The organism is Ensifer sp. Root423 (genome assembly GCF_001426275.1).
Taxonomy (GTDB): domain Bacteria; phylum Pseudomonadota; class Alphaproteobacteria; order Rhizobiales; family Rhizobiaceae; genus Ensifer; species Ensifer adhaerens.
The window spans coordinates 152,262-171,431 of the sequence record NZ_LMEG01000013.1; the positions used below are offsets into that span (position 1 = coordinate 152,262).

The window sequence follows — 19,170 nt, forward strand, 5'->3', positions numbered from 1 at the left end:
TAGAGTTTGTAGATATTAAATTCCGCAAATCGCATAAATCGTAAAAAATCGGTTCGCCGCCATCGCGCTCATCAATGGCGGTTGCGGTCGCGGTCCTGAAGATGCTTCGCCCAGGTTTCGCTGAACCATGGGGTGAGCAGCGAAACGTCGGAGGCGCGATGCGAGCCTTTGAGCGCGCTATCCGTTTCGACGCAGGTCCAGACGGTGAAAGCGGTGAGCTCATGTTTGCCGAAGGTCTGGATCAGCGGAATGTCGGCGGCATCACGGCCGCGGGCAACCGCGATGCGCCCCGCCCGCCGCTGGTTGTTCTTGGCGTCGAACGTATGCCAGCGATCGCCGAGATAGACCTCGAACCAGGCATTGAAATCCATCGGCGCAGGATGTTCGCTCGCGGGGATATCGGCCATATAGCCGTTCACGTAGCGCGCCGGCATGTTCATGCAGCGACAGAGGGTGATCGCCAGATGGGCGTAGTCGCGGCTGACACCGACGCGATCCTCATGCGCCTCGAGTGCCGTGCGCATCGCCTGCGCATAGCCGTAGCTGAAAACGAGGCGTTCATGGACATAATCGCAAATCGCCTGGACGCGCTCCCAGCCGGCTGGCACATCGCCGAACAGACGCCAGGCAAGCGCGCCAAGCCGGTCCGTTTCGCAGTAGCGGCTGGCTGCAAGATAAGGCAGCCACTCGGCGGGCAGGTTCTCGACCGGCACCGCATCCGCCAATGGGTCCGTGGCGTCGAGCCTGCCGTCATCCTCTATCACCGCATCATAGCAGAGCTTGAAATCGCCCTCGGGCACAGTCATCCGGAAGCAGGTGTTGCCATGCGGATCAGTGATCTGCTCCATCTTCACGATCGGCGAAGAGACTGGACCATGCTCGCGCCGCAGGCATGAGCGCCGTTCCGGCACGACGGAAAGATAGGTCATCATCGGGGTCGGCTGCGGGCAACGAATGCCGATTTCATAGCCAAAGCGCACGAACATCGCGAGGTCTCCCAGGAAATCAATCGGGAGCGATAGGCTCCCCGTTTGCTTGCCCGCAGCGACAGGCGGGCGATCCTTGGTGACCGATTCAGCAAGCGCCAGATGCGGGCGGTCACAGGGCAGAGACGCAAAGGCCCACTTTGAGATGGCGGACCCCTGCCGCAGAAGGTCGATACTATCGCATCGCTAATCAGGACGGAAACACATTCGACGCGAGATCGACCGCTGACCGCCGCCGAGACGGCGGTCCGCCCGGCCAAAACGCCGCTGCGCGCGGATTGTTCCTAGAGCCCGGCCGCGTCCTTGAACTGGTACCACCAGGAACCGATGGTGGAATACTGCGCCCGGAACATGCGCCCGCCCGGGAACGGATACCAGGGCAGCTTCTCGAAGACGTCATAACGCGTGGTGTCGCCGTCGATCGCCTCGGCGAGCGTGCGGCCGAAGAGGTGCGAACCGGTAACGCCGTGGCCGCTATAGCCATGGGCGAAATAGGTGTTGCTGCCGATCCGGCCCATCTGCGGCACGCGGGTGAAGGAGAGCGCGAAATTGCCGCTCCAGGCATAGTCGATCTTCACGCCCTTGAGCGCGGGGAACACCTTTTCGAGATTGGGCTTCAGCTTGGCGACGACATCGGCCGGATCGGTTCCGCCATAGACGGTACCGCCACCGAAGATCATGCGCTTGTCGGCCGAGAGCCTGAAGTAGTCGAGGATGTAGCGCACGTCCTCGACGCACATGTCGCTCGGGATCAGCGAATGGGCAAGCTCTTCGCCGAGCGGTGCCGTGGTGATCATCTGCGTCGAAACCGGCATGACGCGCGAGACGAGCTTCGGCACGGCGTCGCCGAGATAGGCATTGCCGCAGAGAACGACGATGCGCGCCGAAACCTCGCCGCCTTCAGTATAGACGGTCGGCCGCGCCGCCTCGTGGTCGACACGTGTCACCGGCGACTGTTCGTAGATCGTGCCGCCAATGCTTTCGAAGGCACGGGCCTCGCCGAGTACCAAATTGAGCGGATGCATGTGGCCGCCGGTCGTGTCCAGCATGCCGCCGCAATAGGCATCCGACTTGACGAGCTTGGCGAGCGCGTCACGGTCGAGCAACTGGTGATCGTCCATGCCATATTTGCGCCAGAGCGCCTGCTTGGCTTCGAGCTCCTTCATATGCGCCGGCGTATAGGCGGCGTAGATATTGCCCGGCTTCAGGTCGCATTCGATCTGGTACTGGCTGACGAGGCGGCGGATGATCTTGCCGCCCTCCTGCACCAGCCCGCCGATGAAGCGCGCCGCATCCTCGCCGTAGCAGCGCTGGATGGTCGCGAGACTGGCATTGAGGCCGTTGACCACCTGACCGCCGTTGCGGCCCGAAGCGCCCCAGCCGACCTGCGCGCCCTCGATGACGACGACCTTGTAGCCTTTTTCGGCAAGGTGGATCGCCGTCGACATACCGGAATAGCCGGCGCCGACGACGCAGACATCGGCCTCGACCCGGCCCTGCAGCCGGACCGGCGTGCGGATGATGTTGCGGGAGGCGGCGTAGTAGCTGGTCGGGTAGCTGCCGTCACCGGCATAGGATTTCTGTTTGGTAAGCATCAGACGATTTCCAGATAGGCGCTGAATTCGTAGTCCGTGACCTGCTCGGCAAAGCCCGCGATTTCCTGGCGTTTGCAGGCGATCAGCATCGAGCGCAGCACGGGATCGAAGATTTCGGCGGCAATCGGTCCTGCCTCGAAGCTGTCGACCGCTTGCCCCCATTCCGAGGGAATTTTGGGCAATTTCTCCGCTGCATAGGCCCGACCCGAAACCGGCGCCGGCGGCTTCCATTTGTTGCGGATGCCGACCAGGGCAGCACCGAGGATCGCGGCGATGACGAGATAAGGATTGGAGTCGGCACCGGCGACGCGGTGCTCGATACGCCGCGCGGCAGGATTGCCGCCGGGAATACGGATGGCCGAGGTGCGGTTCTCGTAACCCCAGCAGACGGCGGTTGGCGCGTGCGTATCCGGCCGCAGTCGCCGGTAGGAATTGAAATGCGGCGCAAACAGCAGCGTCGTCTCGGCCATGCCGCGCAGTAGACCGGCGACGGCGTTCTTCAGCATCGGCGAGCCCTCGTCGCTGCCGTCGTTGAAGACGTTGTTGCCCTCCTCGTCGAGCAGGCTGAAATGGATATGCATGCCATTGCCGGAACGGGTGCCATAGGGCTTGGCCATGAAGGTCGCGGCGAGCCCATGCTTGCGCGCCACGCCCTTGACAATGCGCTTGAAGAAGATCGCGTCGTCGGCCGCCTTCAGCGGGTCGTCGGTGTGGAGCAGGTTGATTTCGAACTGGCCGATGCCGTTCTCGGCGATCGCCGCATCCGCCGGCACGTTCTGCCGGGCGCATTCCTTGTAGACGTCGGAAAAGAACTCGCCGAAATCGTCGAGTTCGTCGATTGAGAGGATCGCATCGGAATCGAGACGCTTGCCGGTATAGGGCGAGATCGGCGGCACTGCGCTGTCCGGCTCCGGGTCGATCAGGTAAAACTCCAACTCGGTCGCGACGACGGGGCGAAGGCCGAGCTCCTTGTACTCCCGCACGACCGCCGCAAGGGCCTGGCGCGGATCGGCGAGAAACGGCTTGCCGTCCTCAAGCTGCAGCCAGAGCGGCACCAGCGCGCTCGGCCGCGAGGTCCAGTTCACCGGCAGCGCGCCGCGGCCGGTGACACCGCAGATGCCGTCGCGGTCGCCGCTCGCAAACACCTGCTCGCTGTTGATGATGTCCTCGCCCCATACGTCGACACCGACAATCGAGAGCGGCATGCGGATGCCGCCGCCGAGCACCTTGCCCGCCTGCTCCACCGGCACGCGTTTGCCTCGCATGATGCCGTTGAGGTCGCAGACGACGGCCTGGATGCTTTCGATCGGCCCGTTCTGCTCGAGCCATGCCTTGAATGCGCTGGGATCTTCCGCGTCGAGCGACATATCGCAAATCTCTTTTTGTGATCACATTTTCAGAAAGTTGACATAATTCGGGAATTGGAGTCAAGCAGCGGCAGTGCTATCAGGCGTTTGACGTAGAGCGGGACGCGGAAAAGTGTATGCAGGCGTTTGCCAAACACCGCTCTCGCTGATGAGAAAGCCATCGCAATTCGGGCAAAAGGACATGCGCACTTGAAACCCCTTGTCTTACCGCCACTTGCGCGCCCCGACGGCATGACCACGCATGACTATGCCTTTCACCGGCTGCGCCAGGCGATCATGGTCGGCGCGTTCCGACCCGGCACCTCCGTCACCATCCGCGGCCTGGCCGAGGCGCTTGAAAGCAGCCCGACCCCGGTGCGCGAGGCGCTTAGACAGCTGACCTCGATCGGCGCGCTGCAGTTCCTCGAAAACCGCCGCATCGTGGTTCCGCACATCACGCCCGCCCGCTTCGAAGAACTGATCTCGTTGCGCATTGCGCTCGAAAGCCATGCGGCTCGCCGGGCCGTCGCTCATCTTTCCGAACGTCAGATCGAGAAGATCACGGCGATCGACGACAGCATCGAGACGGAGATCCGTCGGGGTGACAAGGTGGCGGCGCTGATCGCCAACCAGGCGTTTCACCGGATGATCTACACGGCCAATCCCGATGCGGTCGCCGTGCCGCTGATCGAGAGCGTCTGGCTACAGCTCGGCCCGATCCTCGGCATCGCCATGGAACACGTGACCGAACTTTACGTGGTCGACCGCCACCGCGAGGCAATCGAGGCGCTGAGGCGCCGCGATGAGAACGCTGCTGCCGACGCGGTCGCTGCCGACATCCGTGAGGGTATCGGCGGCTTCGACCAGCAGGCGGTTGCACGGTTGCTGCGATTGGCTGCCTGAGGCGATGCCGTCATAAATTTTAGTGTGACTAAAATTCCATATTGACAACGCTCAGCCACAGCACCAAAGTCGTGCAAATACAGACGCATAGCGACGGGAAGCGACCAGCCTCCCGGCCTCATGTTCGTGCATTCGAGGGGGGAGGTGTCCGCTTGAAGAGCCAAAGATCCAAGTCCCGCCGCAAGACAGGCGCGGGCCTCAAGCATTCCCCGTAGCCGACGACGCGCCGATCTCCGGTGCTCCTTTCCCCCTCACCTTCGGCCACGGCCGCATGACCGGCTGTGGCATCTGATTTCTCAAGCCAGAATTGGAAACACCATGAAGGAACTCACCAAGAGCCGTTTTGCAGCACTCCGCCGCACGATGGCCGAAAGCAATGTCGGCCTCGTCGCGTTGGCGCCGGGATCGCATATGGATTGGCTGATCGGCTACCATCCGCATCCCGACGAACGCCCGTGCCTACTGCTCATCGGCCCGGAGAAGGAAGCGTTCCTGATGCCGGCGCTCAACGCCGAAGGCACGCGCGAGCACACCGACATCGCCTTCCACAACTGGGCCGATGACGTTGGCCCGAGCGACGCCCTGACCGCAGCGCTTGCCGATGTCGGCGCCGCAAAGCCCGGTCGCGTCGTGCTCGACGAAACCATGCGCGCCGATTTTGCGCTGCTGCTGATCGATGCGCTGCCCGCCGATACCGCGCGCGAATTCACCCCGGCGACGCTCGGCGCACTCCGCATGCGCAAGGACAAGAGCGAGTACGCGCTTCTGAAGATGAATGCCGGCATCGCCGATCGCGCCATGCAGGCGGCATTCTCCAAGATCCGCCCGGGCATGACCGAGAAGGAACTGGCCGCCGAGATCCGCGGGCACTTCGCCTCGGAAGGTGCCGCACCGGCCTTCTGGATCGTCGGCGCCGGCGGCAACGGCGCCTTCCCGCATCACTCCGCCAGCGAGCGGGTGATCGAGGAAGGCGATGCCGTCGTTATCGACATCGGCGGCCGCAAGCAGGGCTTCCCGAGCGACATTACGCGCATGGCGATCGTCGGCCGCGCGCCCGAAGGCTACGGGCAGATCCACACGATCGTCGAAAGGGCCGTCCAGGCGGCACTGAAGGCGGCTCGCCCGGGCGTGCTCGCCAAGGAGGTTGATGCTGCTGCCCGCAAGGTGATTTCGGACGCCGGTTATGGCGAGTACTTCGTCCACCGCACCGGCCACGGCATGGGCATCGACGGCCACGAGCCGCCCTATATCACCGCGACCTCGGAAACCGTGCTCGAAGAAGGCATGGTCTTCTCGATCGAGCCTGGCATCTATCTCCCCGGCCGCTTCGGCATCCGGCTCGAGGATATCGTTATCCTCCGGGAGGATGGGCCGGAGGTTCTCTCCTTACTCCCCCGCGACGTTCACGTCGCGAAGGCCTGATCAAAGTTGCGGCGCTCCAGGGCGCCGCTTCTCTTTGCGCTCTTCGTCGGGCCCTGCGGCTATAGAACCGGCCGCTTGCGCGGCTTCGCGAGCTCGCTCCCCTTCTTGCCGGGTTGCTTCTTGTAGACGGGCTGCTGCTGCTCGACTGGTGGCCAGATCCAGTAATAGCCATAGGGCCTGCGCTGGATCCCCTCGTAATACTCGCCCTTCCGCGTCCGCATCTGAGCCTCGGCATCCCCCGCAGCCGCCACCATGACGAAGAACGCGCCGAGCACGGCTGCGACCACGAACTGATATTCCGATTTCATCATCACCAGAGCTCCTTGCCTCCCTTGTCTACGCCTGAGGCGGGCGGGGTCAACAGTTGTGCGTCTATCAGTTCTTGCTTGACGACCCCAACTGGCTTGATCATATTGGTGAGATGTCAGACCAATTTGGCCTCTGGGGAGGGAGCCGAATGAATGAACCGGCAAGAGCGGCACTGATGCCCCTGCCCCCGGCCGACCGGGCTCAGCAGGTGATTGCCGCGTTGGCTGACTACATCGAACAATCGGGCCTGAAACCCGGCGAACGCCTGCCGGCCGAGCGCGAGCTGATGACGGCGCTGGCCGTCGGCCGCTCCACGATCCGTGAGGTCATTCGCCACTTCCAGGCACTCGGCGTCGTCGAGGCGCGCAAGGGCAGCGGCACCTATCTCTTGCGCACGATCTCCGGCGCGACCGTCCATATGCCGCTCACACTCGACGCGGCGCACCTGCGCGACGTGCTGTTGATGACGCTCGAAGTGCGCCGCGGCATCGAAGTCGAAGCCAACATGGTCGCCGCCCGCCGGCGCACCGAAGACGACCTGAAGGTCATCGAAATCAGGCTCAACGAAATGGAGCGCGTGCATATCGCCAAGGGCACGTCGGGGCCGGAAGACCTGGCCTTTCATCTGGCGATCTACGACGCCACCCACAATCCGCTCTTTCGCCAGCTGCTCGAACAAATGCGCGAGGCCTTCGAGCGCTTTTGGGACCATCCTTTCGACCGAACGGATTTTGCCCGTCGCTCCTTCCCGTTCCACCGCACCCTCTTCAACGCGATCGCTGCTCAGGACCCTGAGACCGCGCGCGAAGAAACGCTGAAAATCCTCGCGATCGTCGAGGAAGACATCAAGGAAATGTCCAAATGACCAACGGCCTCGATCCGTTCGACCACGCCTCGCTGATCGTCGCGCATGACGAAGGCCACGCCTTCGACGCCGTCGTGCCGCCGATCGTGCAGACCTCGCTCTTCACCTTCAAGGACTATGACGACATGGTCGCCTCCTACCGGGGCGAGCGCGTGCGGCCGATCTATACCCGCGGCCTCAACCCGACTGTGCGCATGTTCGAGGAGATGCTGGCGAAACTCGAAGGCGGCGAGGACGCGATCGGTTTTGCGAGCGGCATGTCGGCGATCTCCTCGACCGTGCTTTCCTTCGTCGAGCCGGGCGACCGGATCGTTGCCGTCAACCATGTCTATCCCGATGCCTTCCGCCTGTTCGGCACGCATCTGAAGCGCATGAAGATCGAAGTGACCTATGTCGACGGCCGCGACGAGGAAGCGGTCGCCAAGGCGCTGCCCGGCGCCAAGCTCTTCTACATGGAAAGCCCGACGAGTTGGGTAATGGACACCCACGACGTCGCTTCCCTTGCCCGCCTGGCGAAGGACCAGGGCATCATCACCGCGATCGACAACAGCTGGGCGAGCCCGATCTTCCAGCAGCCGATCTCGCTCGGCGTCGATCTCGTCATCCATTCGGCCTCGAAATATCTCGGCGGCCACTCGGACGTCGTCGCCGGCGTCGTCACCGGATCAAAGGAACTGATCGGCCGCATCCGTTCCGAAGCCTATCCCTATCTCGGCGGCAAGCTTTCGCCCTTCGACGCCTGGCTCTTGATCCGCGGTCTGCGTACCTTGCCGATCCGGATGAAGTCGCACGAGCGCTCGGCGCTTGAAGTCGCGCGCCGCCTGCAGGCTCACCCGCTGGTCGAGACCGTCTGCCACCCCGGCCTTGGCAACACATTGCCGCCGGGCCTTTCCGGCACCTCCGGCCTCTTCTCCTTCATCTTCCGCGAGGGCGTCGACGTCAGGCGCTTCGCGGACCATCTCGAACTCTTCAAGCTCGGCGTGTCCTGGGGCGGGCATGAAAGCCTCATCGTGCCGGGCGAAGTCGTGCTGTCGCAGAAAGCCCAGCCCAATTCCGCGGCCGCCTTCGGCATCTCGCCGCGATCGGTACGGCTCCATGTCGGTCTGGAGGGAACGGAGGCCCTCTGGAGCGATCTCGAAGCGGCGCTCGCCGTCGCTTCGACTGACTGACTGGAGCGGGATCAGGATCCCGGTCCGCCCACTTTGAACCAAAACCAACGAAGAAAAGAGGGAACAGAAATGAAGAAACTGATCACTGCCACGCTTCTCGCCAGCCTCATGGCCGGAAGCGCGCTCGCCGACACCAAACTGAAGCTCGTCGAGGTCATCACCAGCCCCGAGCGCACCGAGACGCTGAAGTCGATCGTCGCCAAGTTCGAGGCCGCCAACCCCGGCACGACGGTCGAGATCATCTCCCTGCCCTGGGGCGAAGCCTTCCAGAAGTTCGCGACCATGGTTTCGGCCGGCGAACTGCCTGACGTGATGGAAATGCCCGACACCTGGCTGTCGCTCTATGCCAACAACGGCATGCTCGAAAGCCTCGAGCCCTACCTCGCCAAGTGGGAACACACCGGCGGCCTGACGGAACGCGCGCTCGAACTCGGCCGCGACGTCAACGACACCGCCTACATGCTGCCCTACGGCTTCTACCTGCGCGCCATGTTCTACAACAAGAAGCTCTTGTCGGAAGCCGGCGTCAACGAGCCGCCAAAGACCATGGACGATTTCGTCAAGGCGTCGGAAGCCGTCTCGAAGCTTCCGGGCAAGTCCGGCTACTGCCTGCGCGGCGGCCCGGGTGGACTCAACGGCTGGGTGATGTTCGGCGCCACCATGGCCGGCAGCAACACCTTCTTCAATGAGGACGGCACCTCGACCATGAACAGCGAAGGCTGGGTCAAGGGCCTCACCTGGGTGATCGATCTCTACAAGAAGGGGCTGGCGCCGAAGGACAGCGTCAACTGGGGCTTCAATGAAATCGTCGCCGGTTTCTACAGCGGCACCTGCGCCTTCCTCGACCAGGACCCGGATGCTCTGATCGCGATTGCCGAGCGCATGAAATCGGAAGACTTCGGCGTCACCACCATGCCGAAGGGCCCGAGCGGCAAGGCTTTCACAACCATCGGCTTTGCCGGCTGGTCGATGCTGTCGGCAAGCCAGAACAAGGACCTCTCCTGGAAGCTGATCGAGACGCTCGAAGGGCCGGAAGGCAACATCGAGTGGAACAAACGCACTGGGGCGCTTCCGGTACACAAGTCGGCCGAGAAGGATCCCTTCTATGCCAGCGCGCAGTTCAAGGGCTGGTTCGACGAACTTGCCGACAAGGACGTCGTCCTGACTGTGATGCCGACCTACCTCGAGGAATTCGCCTTCTTCAAGGACTCGCTTGCCATCAAGACGACCCAGGAAGCCTTGCTCGGCGATATCACGCCGCAGCAACTCGCCGACCAGTGGGCCGACTACCTCACCAAGGCACAGCAGAAGTTCCTCGCCAGCAAGAAGTAAGCTTTTGGCCGGCGGCGGTTCGCCGCCGCCGGCCCTCATAACTCTTTGAGCGGAATGAAGTGTGCGCGGTCTCCGCCCTTCCCGCTCCGACCTAGAATCGAGGCACGCCCGAAAAACCGGCGGCCGCACAGGGGAAATTTCGATCGATGGCCTATGTCGCCCGCCAAAGCGGCCTGCCGGCAAGCAGGACGCCGCTGAAGAAGCGCATCGCCGATGGCGCCGCACCCTATCTCTATAGCGCGCCGGCGCTGATCCTGATCGTCACCGTGATGCTGGTGCCGCTGGTGCTCGGCGTCTCCTACGCCTTCCGCGATATCCAGCTCCTGAACCCGTTCTCCGGCGCCTATATCGGTCTTGATCATTTCCGGGCGCTGTCCGAGGACCAGGCCTTCTATCGGGCGTTGCGCAATACGCTCTGGTGGACCGGTGCCTCGGTCTTCTTCCAGTTCGTTTTCGGTCTGATCCTCGCATTGCTGCTCGACAAGCCCTTCTACGGCCGCGGCCTCGCCCAGGCGCTCGTCTTCCTCCCGTGGGCGGTGCCGAGTTTCCTCGCCGGCCTCAACTGGGCCTGGCTGTTCAATCCGGTCGTCGGCCCCCTGCCGCACTGGCTCTTCGGCCTCGGCATCATGAGCGAGCCGAACAACATCCTGTCCGACCCGCAGCTTGCCATGTGGGGGCCGATCATCGCCAATGTCTGGTGGGGCATACCCTTCTTCGCGATCACGCTTCTGGCCGCCCTTCAGGCGATCCCCCGCGACCTCTACGAGGCCGCCAGCATCGACGGCGCCGGCCCAGTGCAACGTTTCCTGTCGATCACCCTCCCCTTCCTTGCACCGACGATCGCCATCACCATCCTCTTGCGCACCGTCTGGATCTCCAACTTCGCCGATCTCATCATCGTCATGACCAATGGCGGACCGGCCGACCGCACCCAGATCGTCGCCAGCTACATCTTCACCCAGGCCTTCAAGCGGCTGGATTTCGGTTACGCCTCGGCGATCGCGCTCGTGCTCCTGGCGCTGCTGCTCGCCTATTCGATGCTGATCGTCATCCTGCGGCAATGGCTCCTGAGCAAGGATTGAACCGATGCGCGTCAAACCTCTTTTCCTCATGATCGCGCACCGGCTGGCAATCCTTGCCTATATCGCGTTTGCGCTCTTCCCGCTCTACTGGCTGCTGAAGGTCGCCGTCACGCCCAACGATCTGCTCTACTCCGAAGGCATTCGAATGTGGCCGTCGCGCGCCAGTCTTGAGCACTTCGATTTCGTGCTCCGCCACAGCGCCTTTCCGGTGTTCTTCAAGAACAGCCTGATCGTCTCGGGTTCCACCGCCGTCATCGTCACCATCCTCGCCTCGCTCTCGGGCTACGCCCTGTCGCGCTTCAATTTCCGCGGCAAGTACTGGCTGGTGGCGCTGATGCTCCTGACGCAGATGTTCCCGCTGGTGATGCTGGTGGCGCCGATCTTCAAGATCCTCTCGCCGCTCGGGCTGACCAACAGCCTGACCGGGCTCGTCATCGTCTACACCGCCTTCAACGTGCCGTTTGCCACCTTCCTGATGCAGTCCTTCTTCGACGGCATCCCGAAGGATCTGGAGGAGGCCGCGATGATCGACGGCGCCACTCAATTCGTCGCCTTCCGCCAGATCATCCTGCCGCTGACGCTGCCCGGCATTGCCGCAACGCTCGGCTTCGTCTTCACCGCAGCGTGGAGCGAGCTACTGTTCTCGCTGATGCTGATCTCCGGCAACGATCAGGCGACGTTCCCCGTCGGGCTTCTGTCCTTCGTGTCGAAGTTCTCCGTCGACTTCGGGCAGATGATGGCCGCCGGCGTGCTCGCGCTCATCCCCGCCTGCCTCTTCTTCCTGCTCATTCAACGCTATCTCGTCCAGGGCCTCACGGCCGGCGCGGTCAAAGGCTGAGGATTGTTCTCATGGCTTCCATCGATATCGCCAATATCCAGAAATCCTACGGCATCCACCCGGTCCTGCACGATGTCGACCTGAAGATCGGCGACGGCGAATTCGTCGTGCTCGTCGGCCCGTCAGGCTGCGGCAAGTCCACGCTTCTGCGCATGATCGCCGGGCTCGAAAGCGTGACCTCGGGCGAAATCCGCATCGCCGGAAAACGCGTCAACGAACTGGCCCCGAAGGACCGCGACATCGCCATGGTGTTTCAGTCCTACGCGCTCTATCCGCACATGTCGGTCGCCAAGAATATGAGCTACAGCCTGAGGCTGAGGAAGGTCGCCAAGGAAAAGATCGCAAGCGTCGTCTCGGGCGCTGCCGCCAAGCTCGGTCTCGACCCGCTGCTCGAACGCCGCCCCCGTGCACTTTCGGGCGGACAGCGCCAGCGCGTCGCCATGGGCCGGGCCATCGTGCGCGAACCCAAGGCGTTTCTCTTCGATGAGCCGCTCTCCAACCTCGACGCGCGCCTCCGCGAACAGATGCGCGCCGAGATCAAGAAGCTGCACAAGGACTTGGGCGCCACCTCGATTTACGTCACCCACGACCAGATCGAGGCGATGACGCTCGCCGACCGGATCGTCGCCATGAACGGCGGCTTCGTCCAGCAGGTCGGAAGCCCTCTTGATCTCTATGACCGCCCGGCCAATCTCTTCGTGGCCGGCTTCATTGGGTCGCCAGGGATGAACTTCTTCGAGGGAACCTATCGCAACGGCACCGCCCCGCGCTTCGAGACCGAAGGCGGCATCATCGTTCCGGCCCAGCCGCATCCTGCCTTGACGGACGGCGCCAGGGCGACGCTCGGCATCCGGCCGGAGCATGTCGAGATCGGCGTCGAAGGCCCGGATGCGCTGAAAGCCAATGTCGACCTGGTCGAACCGACGGGCTTCGGCATCATCCTGCACCTCTCCTTCGGCCGTGCCGGCTTCAAGGCGTTTACCAACGACCGCCGGTTCCTCAACGTTTCCGGCTCGCTGCCCGTACGCCTGCCGGTCGAGCGGCTGCACTTCTTCAACGCCGACGGCAATCGCGTCTGAGCGCCGGCAGCGACATGGCGAAAATTTAGGCGCATCCGGCAAACCGGCCGGCTGCGCCGGTTGACTTCCACAAAGCGAGGCGTACCGTCGTCGTGTCGCAAGTATCAACCGCCGTGGCGCCAACTTAAGAGAAGCAAGCACCGCCAAAACGACAGATTGACGATAGCCTTCCTTGCCTGCGCCCGGCGATATTGAGGAAGTGTCATGCGAATTCTTGTTGTTGCCCTTGCCTTTTCGACAACGATGCTCTGTCCGTTCGCTGCCCTTTCGCAAGAGGGCGATGCGGCCGCCGGAGCCACCGTCTTCAAGAAATGCGCCGTCTGTCATGTGGCCGACAGCGACACCAACAAGGTTGGGCCATCGCTCAACCATCTGTTCGGACGAACGGCAGGCACTCATGCCGACTTCAGCTACTCACCGGCGATGATCGATGCCGGCAAGGGTGGACTCGTCTGGGATGAGGCGCATCTGCGCGACTATCTGCACAATCCAAGGACCAAGGTGAAAGGCACGAAAATGGCCTTTGCCGGTTTGAAAGATGATACGGATATCTCCAACCTCATCGCCTATCTCAAGCAGTATTCGCAGTAACCTGCGGAGACTAAACGCAACCGCTGCTCGCACGGAGGCGGCGAATTGCGACTGTTCGACGTTCGTGTAATAATTGCAGCTACAGCACCGCGTGTCTAACCAGACGCGCAAAGGTCGCTGTAGAACTTTGAATTCCTGCATGTTTTGCCGTTTGATCGGCGACGATTAACGGAAACATGCAGAAGGCTCTACGGATTGCGTATTCATGCCCACAGCCGCCAGCGGCGAGGAGGGACAGAAATGGCCGTGGTAGTTGTTCTGGTTTTGGTGGCCGTCGGTTCGGTGTTGTTCCATCTGTTGAGCCCATGGTGGTGGACGCCGATCGCGTCCAACTGGAATTACATAGACAATACGCTCATCATCACCTTCTGGATTACCGGCGTCGTCTTCGTCGCCGTCGTGCTTTTCATGGCCTATTGCGTCCTGCGTTTTCGGCATCGCCCGGGAAACCGGGCGGCCTATGAACCGGAAAACAGGAAGCTCGAAGGGTGGCTTGCCGGCGGCACCACGCTCGGCGTCGCCGCCATGCTCACCCCCGGCCTTTTCGTCTGGCACCAGTTCGTGACCGTGCCGGATGGTGCGGCGGAGGTAGAAGTCGTCGGCCAGCAATGGTTGTGGAGCTTCCGGCTGCCCGGCGCAGACGGCAAGCTCGGTACGTCGGAGACCCGCGACATCACGCCGGAAAATTCGCTCGGCCTCAACCGCAACGATGCGGCCGCCCTCGACGACGTCGTCATCGAAGGCGGCGAACTGCATCTGGAGGTCGGCAAGCCGGTCAAGATCCTGCTGCGATCGGTCGACGTGCTGCATGATTTCTACGTGCCGGAGTTCCGCGCCAAGATGGACATGGTGCCGGGCATGGTCACCTATTTCTGGCTGACGCCGACGCGCACCGGCACGTTCGAGGTGCTGTGCGCCGAACTCTGCGGCACCGGTCACCCACAGATGCGCGGCACCGTCGTTGTCGACAGTGCCGCCGATTATCAAGCCTGGCTCTCGCAACAGACGACATTCTCGCAATTGCAGGCAAAGGCAGGAACGAAAGAAACGGCGCAGGCAGTGAATGCCGCCCCGGCGCAATAACAGGCGCCCCGACGGCCAAAGCGGGATGAGGAAAAGTGCTCGCGATTTCCGCCCGCACCCCGCTCGTGAGGAGACGCAATTCCATTGTTGGACGTGCGGAATTGCAGGTTCAAGGCGTTGGATCGAGATGATCCGGTGTTGGGAGGTTCTCGCAGATGGTCGATATCCGGTCAGGCACGGGCGAAGAGATTGGCCCCGCGGAAGTGGAGGACGTGGAACTCTATCATCCCCATAGCTGGTGGACGCGTTATGTCTTCAGCCAGGATGCGAAGATCATCGCCGTGCAATATGCCTCGACCGCGATCGCCATCGGCATGGTCGCCCTCGTGCTCTCCTGGCTGATGCGGCTGCAGCTCGGCTTTCCCGGCGCCTTCGCCTTCATCGATGCGGAACGCTACTACCAGTTCATCACCATGCACGGCATGATCATGGTGATCTATCTGTTGACTGCGCTCTTCCTCGGCGGCTTCGGCAACTACCTGATCCCGCTGATGCTCGGCGCGCGCGACATGGTCTTCCCCTATGCCAACATGCTGAGCTACTGGCTGTATATGCTGGCCGTCCTCGTGCTCGTCGCGAGCTTCTTTGCACCCGGCGGGCCGACCGGCGCCGGCTGGACGCTCTATCCGCCACAGGCAGTGCTTTCCGGCACGCCCGGCGGCAAGGACTGGGGCATCATCTTGATGCTCTCCTCCCTCATCCTATTCGTCATCGGCTTTACCATGGGTGGCCTCAACTATGTCGTCACCGTGTTGCAGGGGCGCACGCGCGGCATGACCTTGATGCGCATGCCGCTCACCGTCTGGGGCATCTTCACGGCGACGGTGATGGCGCTTCTCGCCTTCCCCGCCCTCTTCGTCGCCTGCGTCATGATGCTGTTCGACCGGGTGCTCGGCACCAGCTTCTTCATGCCGGCGATCGTCGAGATGGGCGAGCAGCTGCAGCATGGCGGCGGCAGCCCGATCATGTTCCAGCACCTCTTCTGGTTCTTCGGCCATCCGGAGGTCTACATCGTCGCCCTGCCCGCCTTCGGCATCGTCTCCGATCTCATCAGCACCCACGCCCGCAAGAACATCTTCGGCTACCGCATGATGGTCTGGGCGATCGTCATCATCGGCGCGCTCTCCTTCATCGTCTGGGCGCACCACATGTATGTCAGCGGCATGAACCCCTATTTCGGCTTCTTCTTCGCCACCACCACCCTGATCATTGCCGTGCCGACGGCGATCAAGGTCTACAACTGGGTGCTGACGCTCTGGCGCGGCGATATCCATTTGACGCTGCCGATGCTGTTCGCGCTCGCCTTCATCGTCACCTTCGTCAATGGCGGGCTGACCGGTCTGTTCCTCGGCAATGTCGTCGTCGATGTGCCGCTCTCCGACACGATGTTCGTCGTCGCCCATTTCCACATGGTCATGGGCGTTGCGCCGATCATGGTGATTTTCGGGGCGATCTATCACTGGTATCCGAAGATCACCGGCCGCCTGCTCAACCAGGCGATGGGGCAGATCCACTTCTGGGTCACCTTCGTCGGCGCCTATCTGATCTTCTTCCCGATGCACTATCTCGGGCTGATCGGCATGCCGCGCCGCTACTATGAGATGGGCGAGACCGCCTTCGTGCCGGCATCCGCCCATACGCTCAACGAGTTCATCACCATCATGGCGCTGATCGTCGGCGCCGCCCAGATCGTCTTCCTCTTCAATCTCATCTGGAGCATCCGCCACGGCCGCGAGGCCGGCGGCAACCCCTGGCGGGCAACGACGCTCGAATGGCAGACGCCGGAAACGCCACCGCGGCATGGCAATTGGGGCAAGGACCTGCCGGTCGTCTACCGCTGGCCCTATGACTACAGCGTGCCGGGTGCAACGGAAGATTTCATTCCGCAGACTGAGCCGGGTTCCGTAGGCCACGCGCCGGAGGGGGCCTCATGAACGTCACCCTCGTCTTCCTGGCGGTGATCTTCGCGATCGCCGCCTGGTGGCTCAGCCGGCAGCGGCTGTTCTCGAAACCCTGGCTGGAGGTCGGCCACGCCCACGACCCCCGCCCGCGCGGTAGGCCTTCGATCCCGCCTGCAAAAATCGGCCTTGGCGTCTTCCTTGCTGTCGTCGCCGCGCTCTTCTCTCTCTTCATCAGCGCCTACTTCATGCGCATGGCCTCCACCGACTGGTGGTCGACGCCGATGCCGAAGATCCTCTGGCTGAACACCGCCATCCTTGCGCTTGGCAGCCTGCTTCTGCATGCGGCCCGCGTCACTGCCGAACAGCATCGTGACGAGGCGAGCCGCACGGCGATGATCGCAGCGCTTGCCGCCGGTCTCGCCTTCCTCGCCGGCCAGGTCTTTGCCTGGCGGGAGTTGACCGACGCTGGCTTCCTGCTCGCCGACAATCCGGCCAACAGCTTCTTCTACATGATCTCGGGCATGCATGGCCTGCACATCCTCGGCGGCCTGTTCGCGCTTACCCGGGTCATCGTCAAGACGCGCACCGGCCCGATGGGCGAAAAGGCCGTGCTGTCGATCACGCTCTGCGCCACCTACTGGCATTTCATGCTGGCCGTATGGCTGGTGCTTTACGCGCTCTTTTCCGGCTGGGCCAACGACTTCGTCGAGCTCTGCCGGTCGCTCTTGACTTGAAGGAGGCAAGGCATGTCCGCCGAGACACATTCGCCTGTCCGAGAACCGCTCCATCGCCCCGCGGGACTTGCCGGCTTTGCCGCCGACTGGGCCTCCGACCAGCGGACGTTCAAGAACGTCTCCTGGGGCAAGGCGATGATGTGGATCTTCCTCTTGAGCGACACCTTCGTCTTCGGCTGTTTCCTCATCGCCTATATGTCGGCGCGCATGTCGACTGCCGTTCCCTGGCCCAATCCGAGCGAGGTCTTCGCGCTGCACATCGGCGGCTCGGACGTGCCGCTGATCCTGATCGCCATCATGACCTTCGTGCTGATCACCTCAAGCGGCACGATGGCCATGGCCGTCAATTTCGGTTACCGGCGCGATCGCAAGAAGACCGCTCTGCTGATGCTGCTGACCGCCCTTTTCGGCGCCACCTTTGTCGGCATGCAAGCCTTCGAATGGACGAAGCTGATCACCGAGGGCGTGCGTCCCTGGGGCAACCCCTGGGGCGCTGCCCAATTCGGCTCGACCTTCTTCATGATCACCGGCTTCCACGGCACCCACGTCACGATCGGCGTCATCTTCCTGCTGATCATCGCGCGAAAAGTCTGGCGCGGCGATTTCGACACCGAACGGCGTGGCTTTTTCACGAGCCGAAGAGGACAATACGAGATCGTCGAGATCACCGGCCTCTACTGGCACTTCGTCGACCTCGTCTGGGTCTTCATCTTCGCATTCTTCTATCTGTGGTGAGGCATGGCCATGACCGAAACGACTGTTCACACCCACGCGGCACCGGCAGCAAAAGTAGAAGGCCACGCACAAACGCACCAGCAACACCCGATCGGTCTTTATCTGGTCGTCTGGCTGCTGCTCTTCGTGCTCAGCACCTTCTCCTACCTCGTCGACTATGTCGGGCTGCAGGGTTATCTCAGGTGGTCGCTGATCCTGATCTTCATGGTACTGAAGGCAGGGCTGATCGTCGCGATCTTCATGCACATGGCCTGGGAACGGCTGGCGCTGATCTACGCGATCCTGCTGCCGCCGCTGCTGGTGCTGGTCTTCGTGGCGCTGATGGTCTCGGAATCGCACTACGTGCTCTTCACCCGCCTCACCTTCTTCGGCGCCGCACCATGATTGCCAACCGGCGCCGCCCCAATGGCGGCACCGCTGGACACATCCGCCTCAGTGTTGCTGAAGCCCGGTGATCATCGCGATGATCTCGTTTTTGTCGGTCTTGGCCGTCTCACGGATGCCGATCTGCTTGCCGCGGCGCAGAACGCAGATGCGGTCTGCGAGCTTGAACACCTGATCGAGGCTATGGCTGATGATCAGTACGCCGATGTTGCGGCTTTTCAGCGATTCGACGATCTCCTCGACCTTGGCGGTTTCGGCAACGCCGAGTGCTGCCGTCGGCTCATCGAGCAGGATCAGCTTGCTCGCCCAATGGGTAGCGCGGGCAATCGCGACGCCCTGGCGCTGGCCGCCCGAGAGGTCGCGGATCGTCGCATGGGCCGAGGGGATGCGGACATCCAGTTCCTTCACCAGCGTTTCCGTCTCGGAAATCATCCGGCGACGGTCGAGCAGGCCGAAACGGTTTACCGGCTCGCGGCCGAGAAACATGTTCATATAGACCGTCTGCTGGTCGGCAAGCGCCAGATCCTGATAGACGACCTCGATGCCATGGGCGCGCGCCATCGTGGCGTTCGACATCGCCACGGTCTGGTTTTCGATGGTGATCGTTCCCGAGGTCGGCGTGTAAACGCCGGAGATGATCTTGATCAGCGTCGACTTGCCGGCGCCGTTGTCGCCGACGAGCGCCACGATCTCGCCCGGACGGACGTCCAGCGAGAAGTTCTCGATCGCGGTGACGCCGCCAAAGGTCTTGCGGATGTCCTTCAGCTTGAGGACCGGCTCGCGTGCAGAATTCGTGTTCACGTTCATGACGTCACC

The 19,170-nt window shown here is 62.5% G+C and carries 19 protein-coding genes; 14 read left to right on the top strand and 5 right to left on the bottom strand.

The genetic code is table 11. The features are described 5' to 3' along the window. Nucleotides 1–71: 71 nt before the first annotated feature. The 3 genes from ASD01_RS15090 to ASD01_RS15100 all read right to left on the bottom strand — a co-directional run bounded on the left by ASD01_RS15090 (nucleotide 72) and on the right by ASD01_RS15100 (nucleotide 3,948). Nucleotides 72–986, bottom strand: coding sequence for a transglutaminase-like domain-containing protein (locus ASD01_RS15090; RefSeq protein ID WP_034798891.1), 915 nt, complete (start codon nucleotides 984–986; stop codon nucleotides 72–74). A gap of 284 nt (nucleotides 987–1,270) precedes the next feature. Further along, nucleotides 1,271–2,584: an NAD(P)/FAD-dependent oxidoreductase gene (locus ASD01_RS15095; RefSeq protein ID WP_060644124.1), complete on the bottom strand. Its 1,314-nt coding sequence runs from the start codon at nucleotides 2,582–2,584 to the stop codon at nucleotides 1,271–1,273. Beyond that, nucleotides 2,581–3,948, bottom strand: coding sequence for a glutamine synthetase family protein (locus tag ASD01_RS15100; protein WP_034798892.1), 1,368 nt, complete (start codon nucleotides 3,946–3,948; stop codon nucleotides 2,581–2,583). The genes ASD01_RS15095 and ASD01_RS15100 overlap by 4 nt, the downstream gene beginning before the upstream one ends. A 189-nt stretch (nucleotides 3,949–4,137) precedes the next feature. Here ASD01_RS15100 and ASD01_RS15105 point away from each other — a divergent pair, with 189 nt between their 5' ends. Together ASD01_RS15105 and ASD01_RS15110 are read left to right on the top strand one after the other, a co-directional pair. Further along, nucleotides 4,138–4,830 (top strand): GntR family transcriptional regulator, encoded by a 693-nt coding sequence (locus tag ASD01_RS15105; RefSeq protein ID WP_034798895.1) that lies wholly within the window; start codon nucleotides 4,138–4,140, stop codon nucleotides 4,828–4,830. Nucleotides 4,831–5,148: 318 nt separating this feature from the next. Next, nucleotides 5,149–6,252 (top strand): M24 family metallopeptidase, encoded by a 1,104-nt coding sequence (locus ASD01_RS15110; protein WP_082584633.1) that lies wholly within the window; start codon nucleotides 5,149–5,151, stop codon nucleotides 6,250–6,252. A 59-nt stretch (nucleotides 6,253–6,311) separates the two neighbouring features. Here the strand turns inward: ASD01_RS15110 and ASD01_RS15115 are convergent, their stop codons facing one another. After that, nucleotides 6,312–6,563 carry a hypothetical protein gene (locus tag ASD01_RS15115; RefSeq protein WP_034798899.1) on the bottom strand — a complete coding sequence of 84 codons (252 nt, stop codon included), beginning with the start codon at nucleotides 6,561–6,563 and terminating at the stop codon, nucleotides 6,312–6,314. Nucleotides 6,564–6,709: 146 nt separating this feature from the next. On the opposite strand from ASD01_RS15115, the gene ASD01_RS15120 reads away from it, so the two are divergent. The 12 genes from ASD01_RS15120 to ASD01_RS15175 all read left to right on the top strand — a co-directional run bounded on the left by ASD01_RS15120 (nucleotide 6,710) and on the right by ASD01_RS15175 (nucleotide 18,354). Then, nucleotides 6,710–7,426, top strand: coding sequence for a FadR/GntR family transcriptional regulator (locus tag ASD01_RS15120; RefSeq protein WP_034798900.1), 717 nt, complete (start codon nucleotides 6,710–6,712; stop codon nucleotides 7,424–7,426). After that, nucleotides 7,423–8,595 carry a PLP-dependent transferase gene (locus tag ASD01_RS15125; protein WP_034798903.1) on the top strand — a complete coding sequence of 391 codons (1,173 nt, stop codon included), beginning with the start codon at nucleotides 7,423–7,425 and terminating at the stop codon, nucleotides 8,593–8,595. Before ASD01_RS15120 ends, ASD01_RS15125 begins: the two co-directional genes overlap by 4 nt. 69 nt (nucleotides 8,596–8,664) lie before the next feature. Continuing rightward, the gene (locus ASD01_RS15130; protein WP_034798905.1) at nucleotides 8,665–9,927 is read left to right on the top strand and encodes an ABC transporter substrate-binding protein; all 1,263 of its coding nucleotides are present in this window, start codon (nucleotides 8,665–8,667) and stop codon (nucleotides 9,925–9,927) included. 146 nt (nucleotides 9,928–10,073) lie between these two features. Beyond that, nucleotides 10,074–11,009: a carbohydrate ABC transporter permease gene (locus ASD01_RS15135; protein WP_051659467.1), complete on the top strand. Its 936-nt coding sequence runs from the start codon at nucleotides 10,074–10,076 to the stop codon at nucleotides 11,007–11,009. Between the two features lie 4 nt (nucleotides 11,010–11,013). Further along, nucleotides 11,014–11,847, top strand: coding sequence for a carbohydrate ABC transporter permease (locus ASD01_RS15140; RefSeq protein WP_034798907.1), 834 nt, complete (start codon nucleotides 11,014–11,016; stop codon nucleotides 11,845–11,847). A gap of 11 nt (nucleotides 11,848–11,858) precedes the next feature. Continuing rightward, nucleotides 11,859–12,926, top strand: coding sequence for an ABC transporter ATP-binding protein (locus ASD01_RS15145; protein ID WP_034798909.1), 1,068 nt, complete (start codon nucleotides 11,859–11,861; stop codon nucleotides 12,924–12,926). Nucleotides 12,927–13,130: 204 nt separating this feature from the next. After that, nucleotides 13,131–13,517 carry a c-type cytochrome gene (locus tag ASD01_RS15150; protein WP_034798911.1) on the top strand — a complete coding sequence of 129 codons (387 nt, stop codon included), beginning with the start codon at nucleotides 13,131–13,133 and terminating at the stop codon, nucleotides 13,515–13,517. A gap of 240 nt (nucleotides 13,518–13,757) precedes the next feature. Beyond that, a complete protein-coding gene (locus ASD01_RS15155) occupies nucleotides 13,758–14,600 on the top strand; it encodes a cytochrome c oxidase subunit II (RefSeq protein WP_034798913.1) in 843 nt (280 codons plus the stop codon). 155 nt (nucleotides 14,601–14,755) lie between these two features. Next, nucleotides 14,756–16,534, top strand: a complete 1,779-nt coding sequence (gene ctaD / locus ASD01_RS15160; RefSeq protein WP_034798915.1) for a cytochrome c oxidase subunit I — start codon at nucleotides 14,756–14,758, stop codon at nucleotides 16,532–16,534. Next, a complete protein-coding gene (locus ASD01_RS15165; protein WP_034798917.1) occupies nucleotides 16,531–17,235 on the top strand; it encodes a cytochrome c oxidase subunit 3 in 705 nt (234 codons plus the stop codon). Before ctaD ends, ASD01_RS15165 begins: the two co-directional genes overlap by 4 nt. Nucleotides 17,236–17,247: 12 nt before the next feature. Continuing rightward, nucleotides 17,248–17,970, top strand: coding sequence for a heme-copper oxidase subunit III family protein (locus ASD01_RS15170; protein WP_034798919.1), 723 nt, complete (start codon nucleotides 17,248–17,250; stop codon nucleotides 17,968–17,970). A 9-nt stretch (nucleotides 17,971–17,979) separates the two neighbouring features. Next, nucleotides 17,980–18,354 carry a cytochrome C oxidase subunit IV family protein gene (locus ASD01_RS15175; protein WP_034798923.1) on the top strand — a complete coding sequence of 125 codons (375 nt, stop codon included), beginning with the start codon at nucleotides 17,980–17,982 and terminating at the stop codon, nucleotides 18,352–18,354. Between the two features lie 48 nt (nucleotides 18,355–18,402). Here ASD01_RS15175 and ASD01_RS15180 read toward each other — a convergent pair whose 3' ends face one another. Next, a complete protein-coding gene (locus ASD01_RS15180; protein WP_034798925.1) occupies nucleotides 18,403–19,161 on the bottom strand; it encodes an ATP-binding cassette domain-containing protein in 759 nt (252 codons plus the stop codon). Nucleotides 19,162–19,170: the final 9 nt, after the last annotated feature.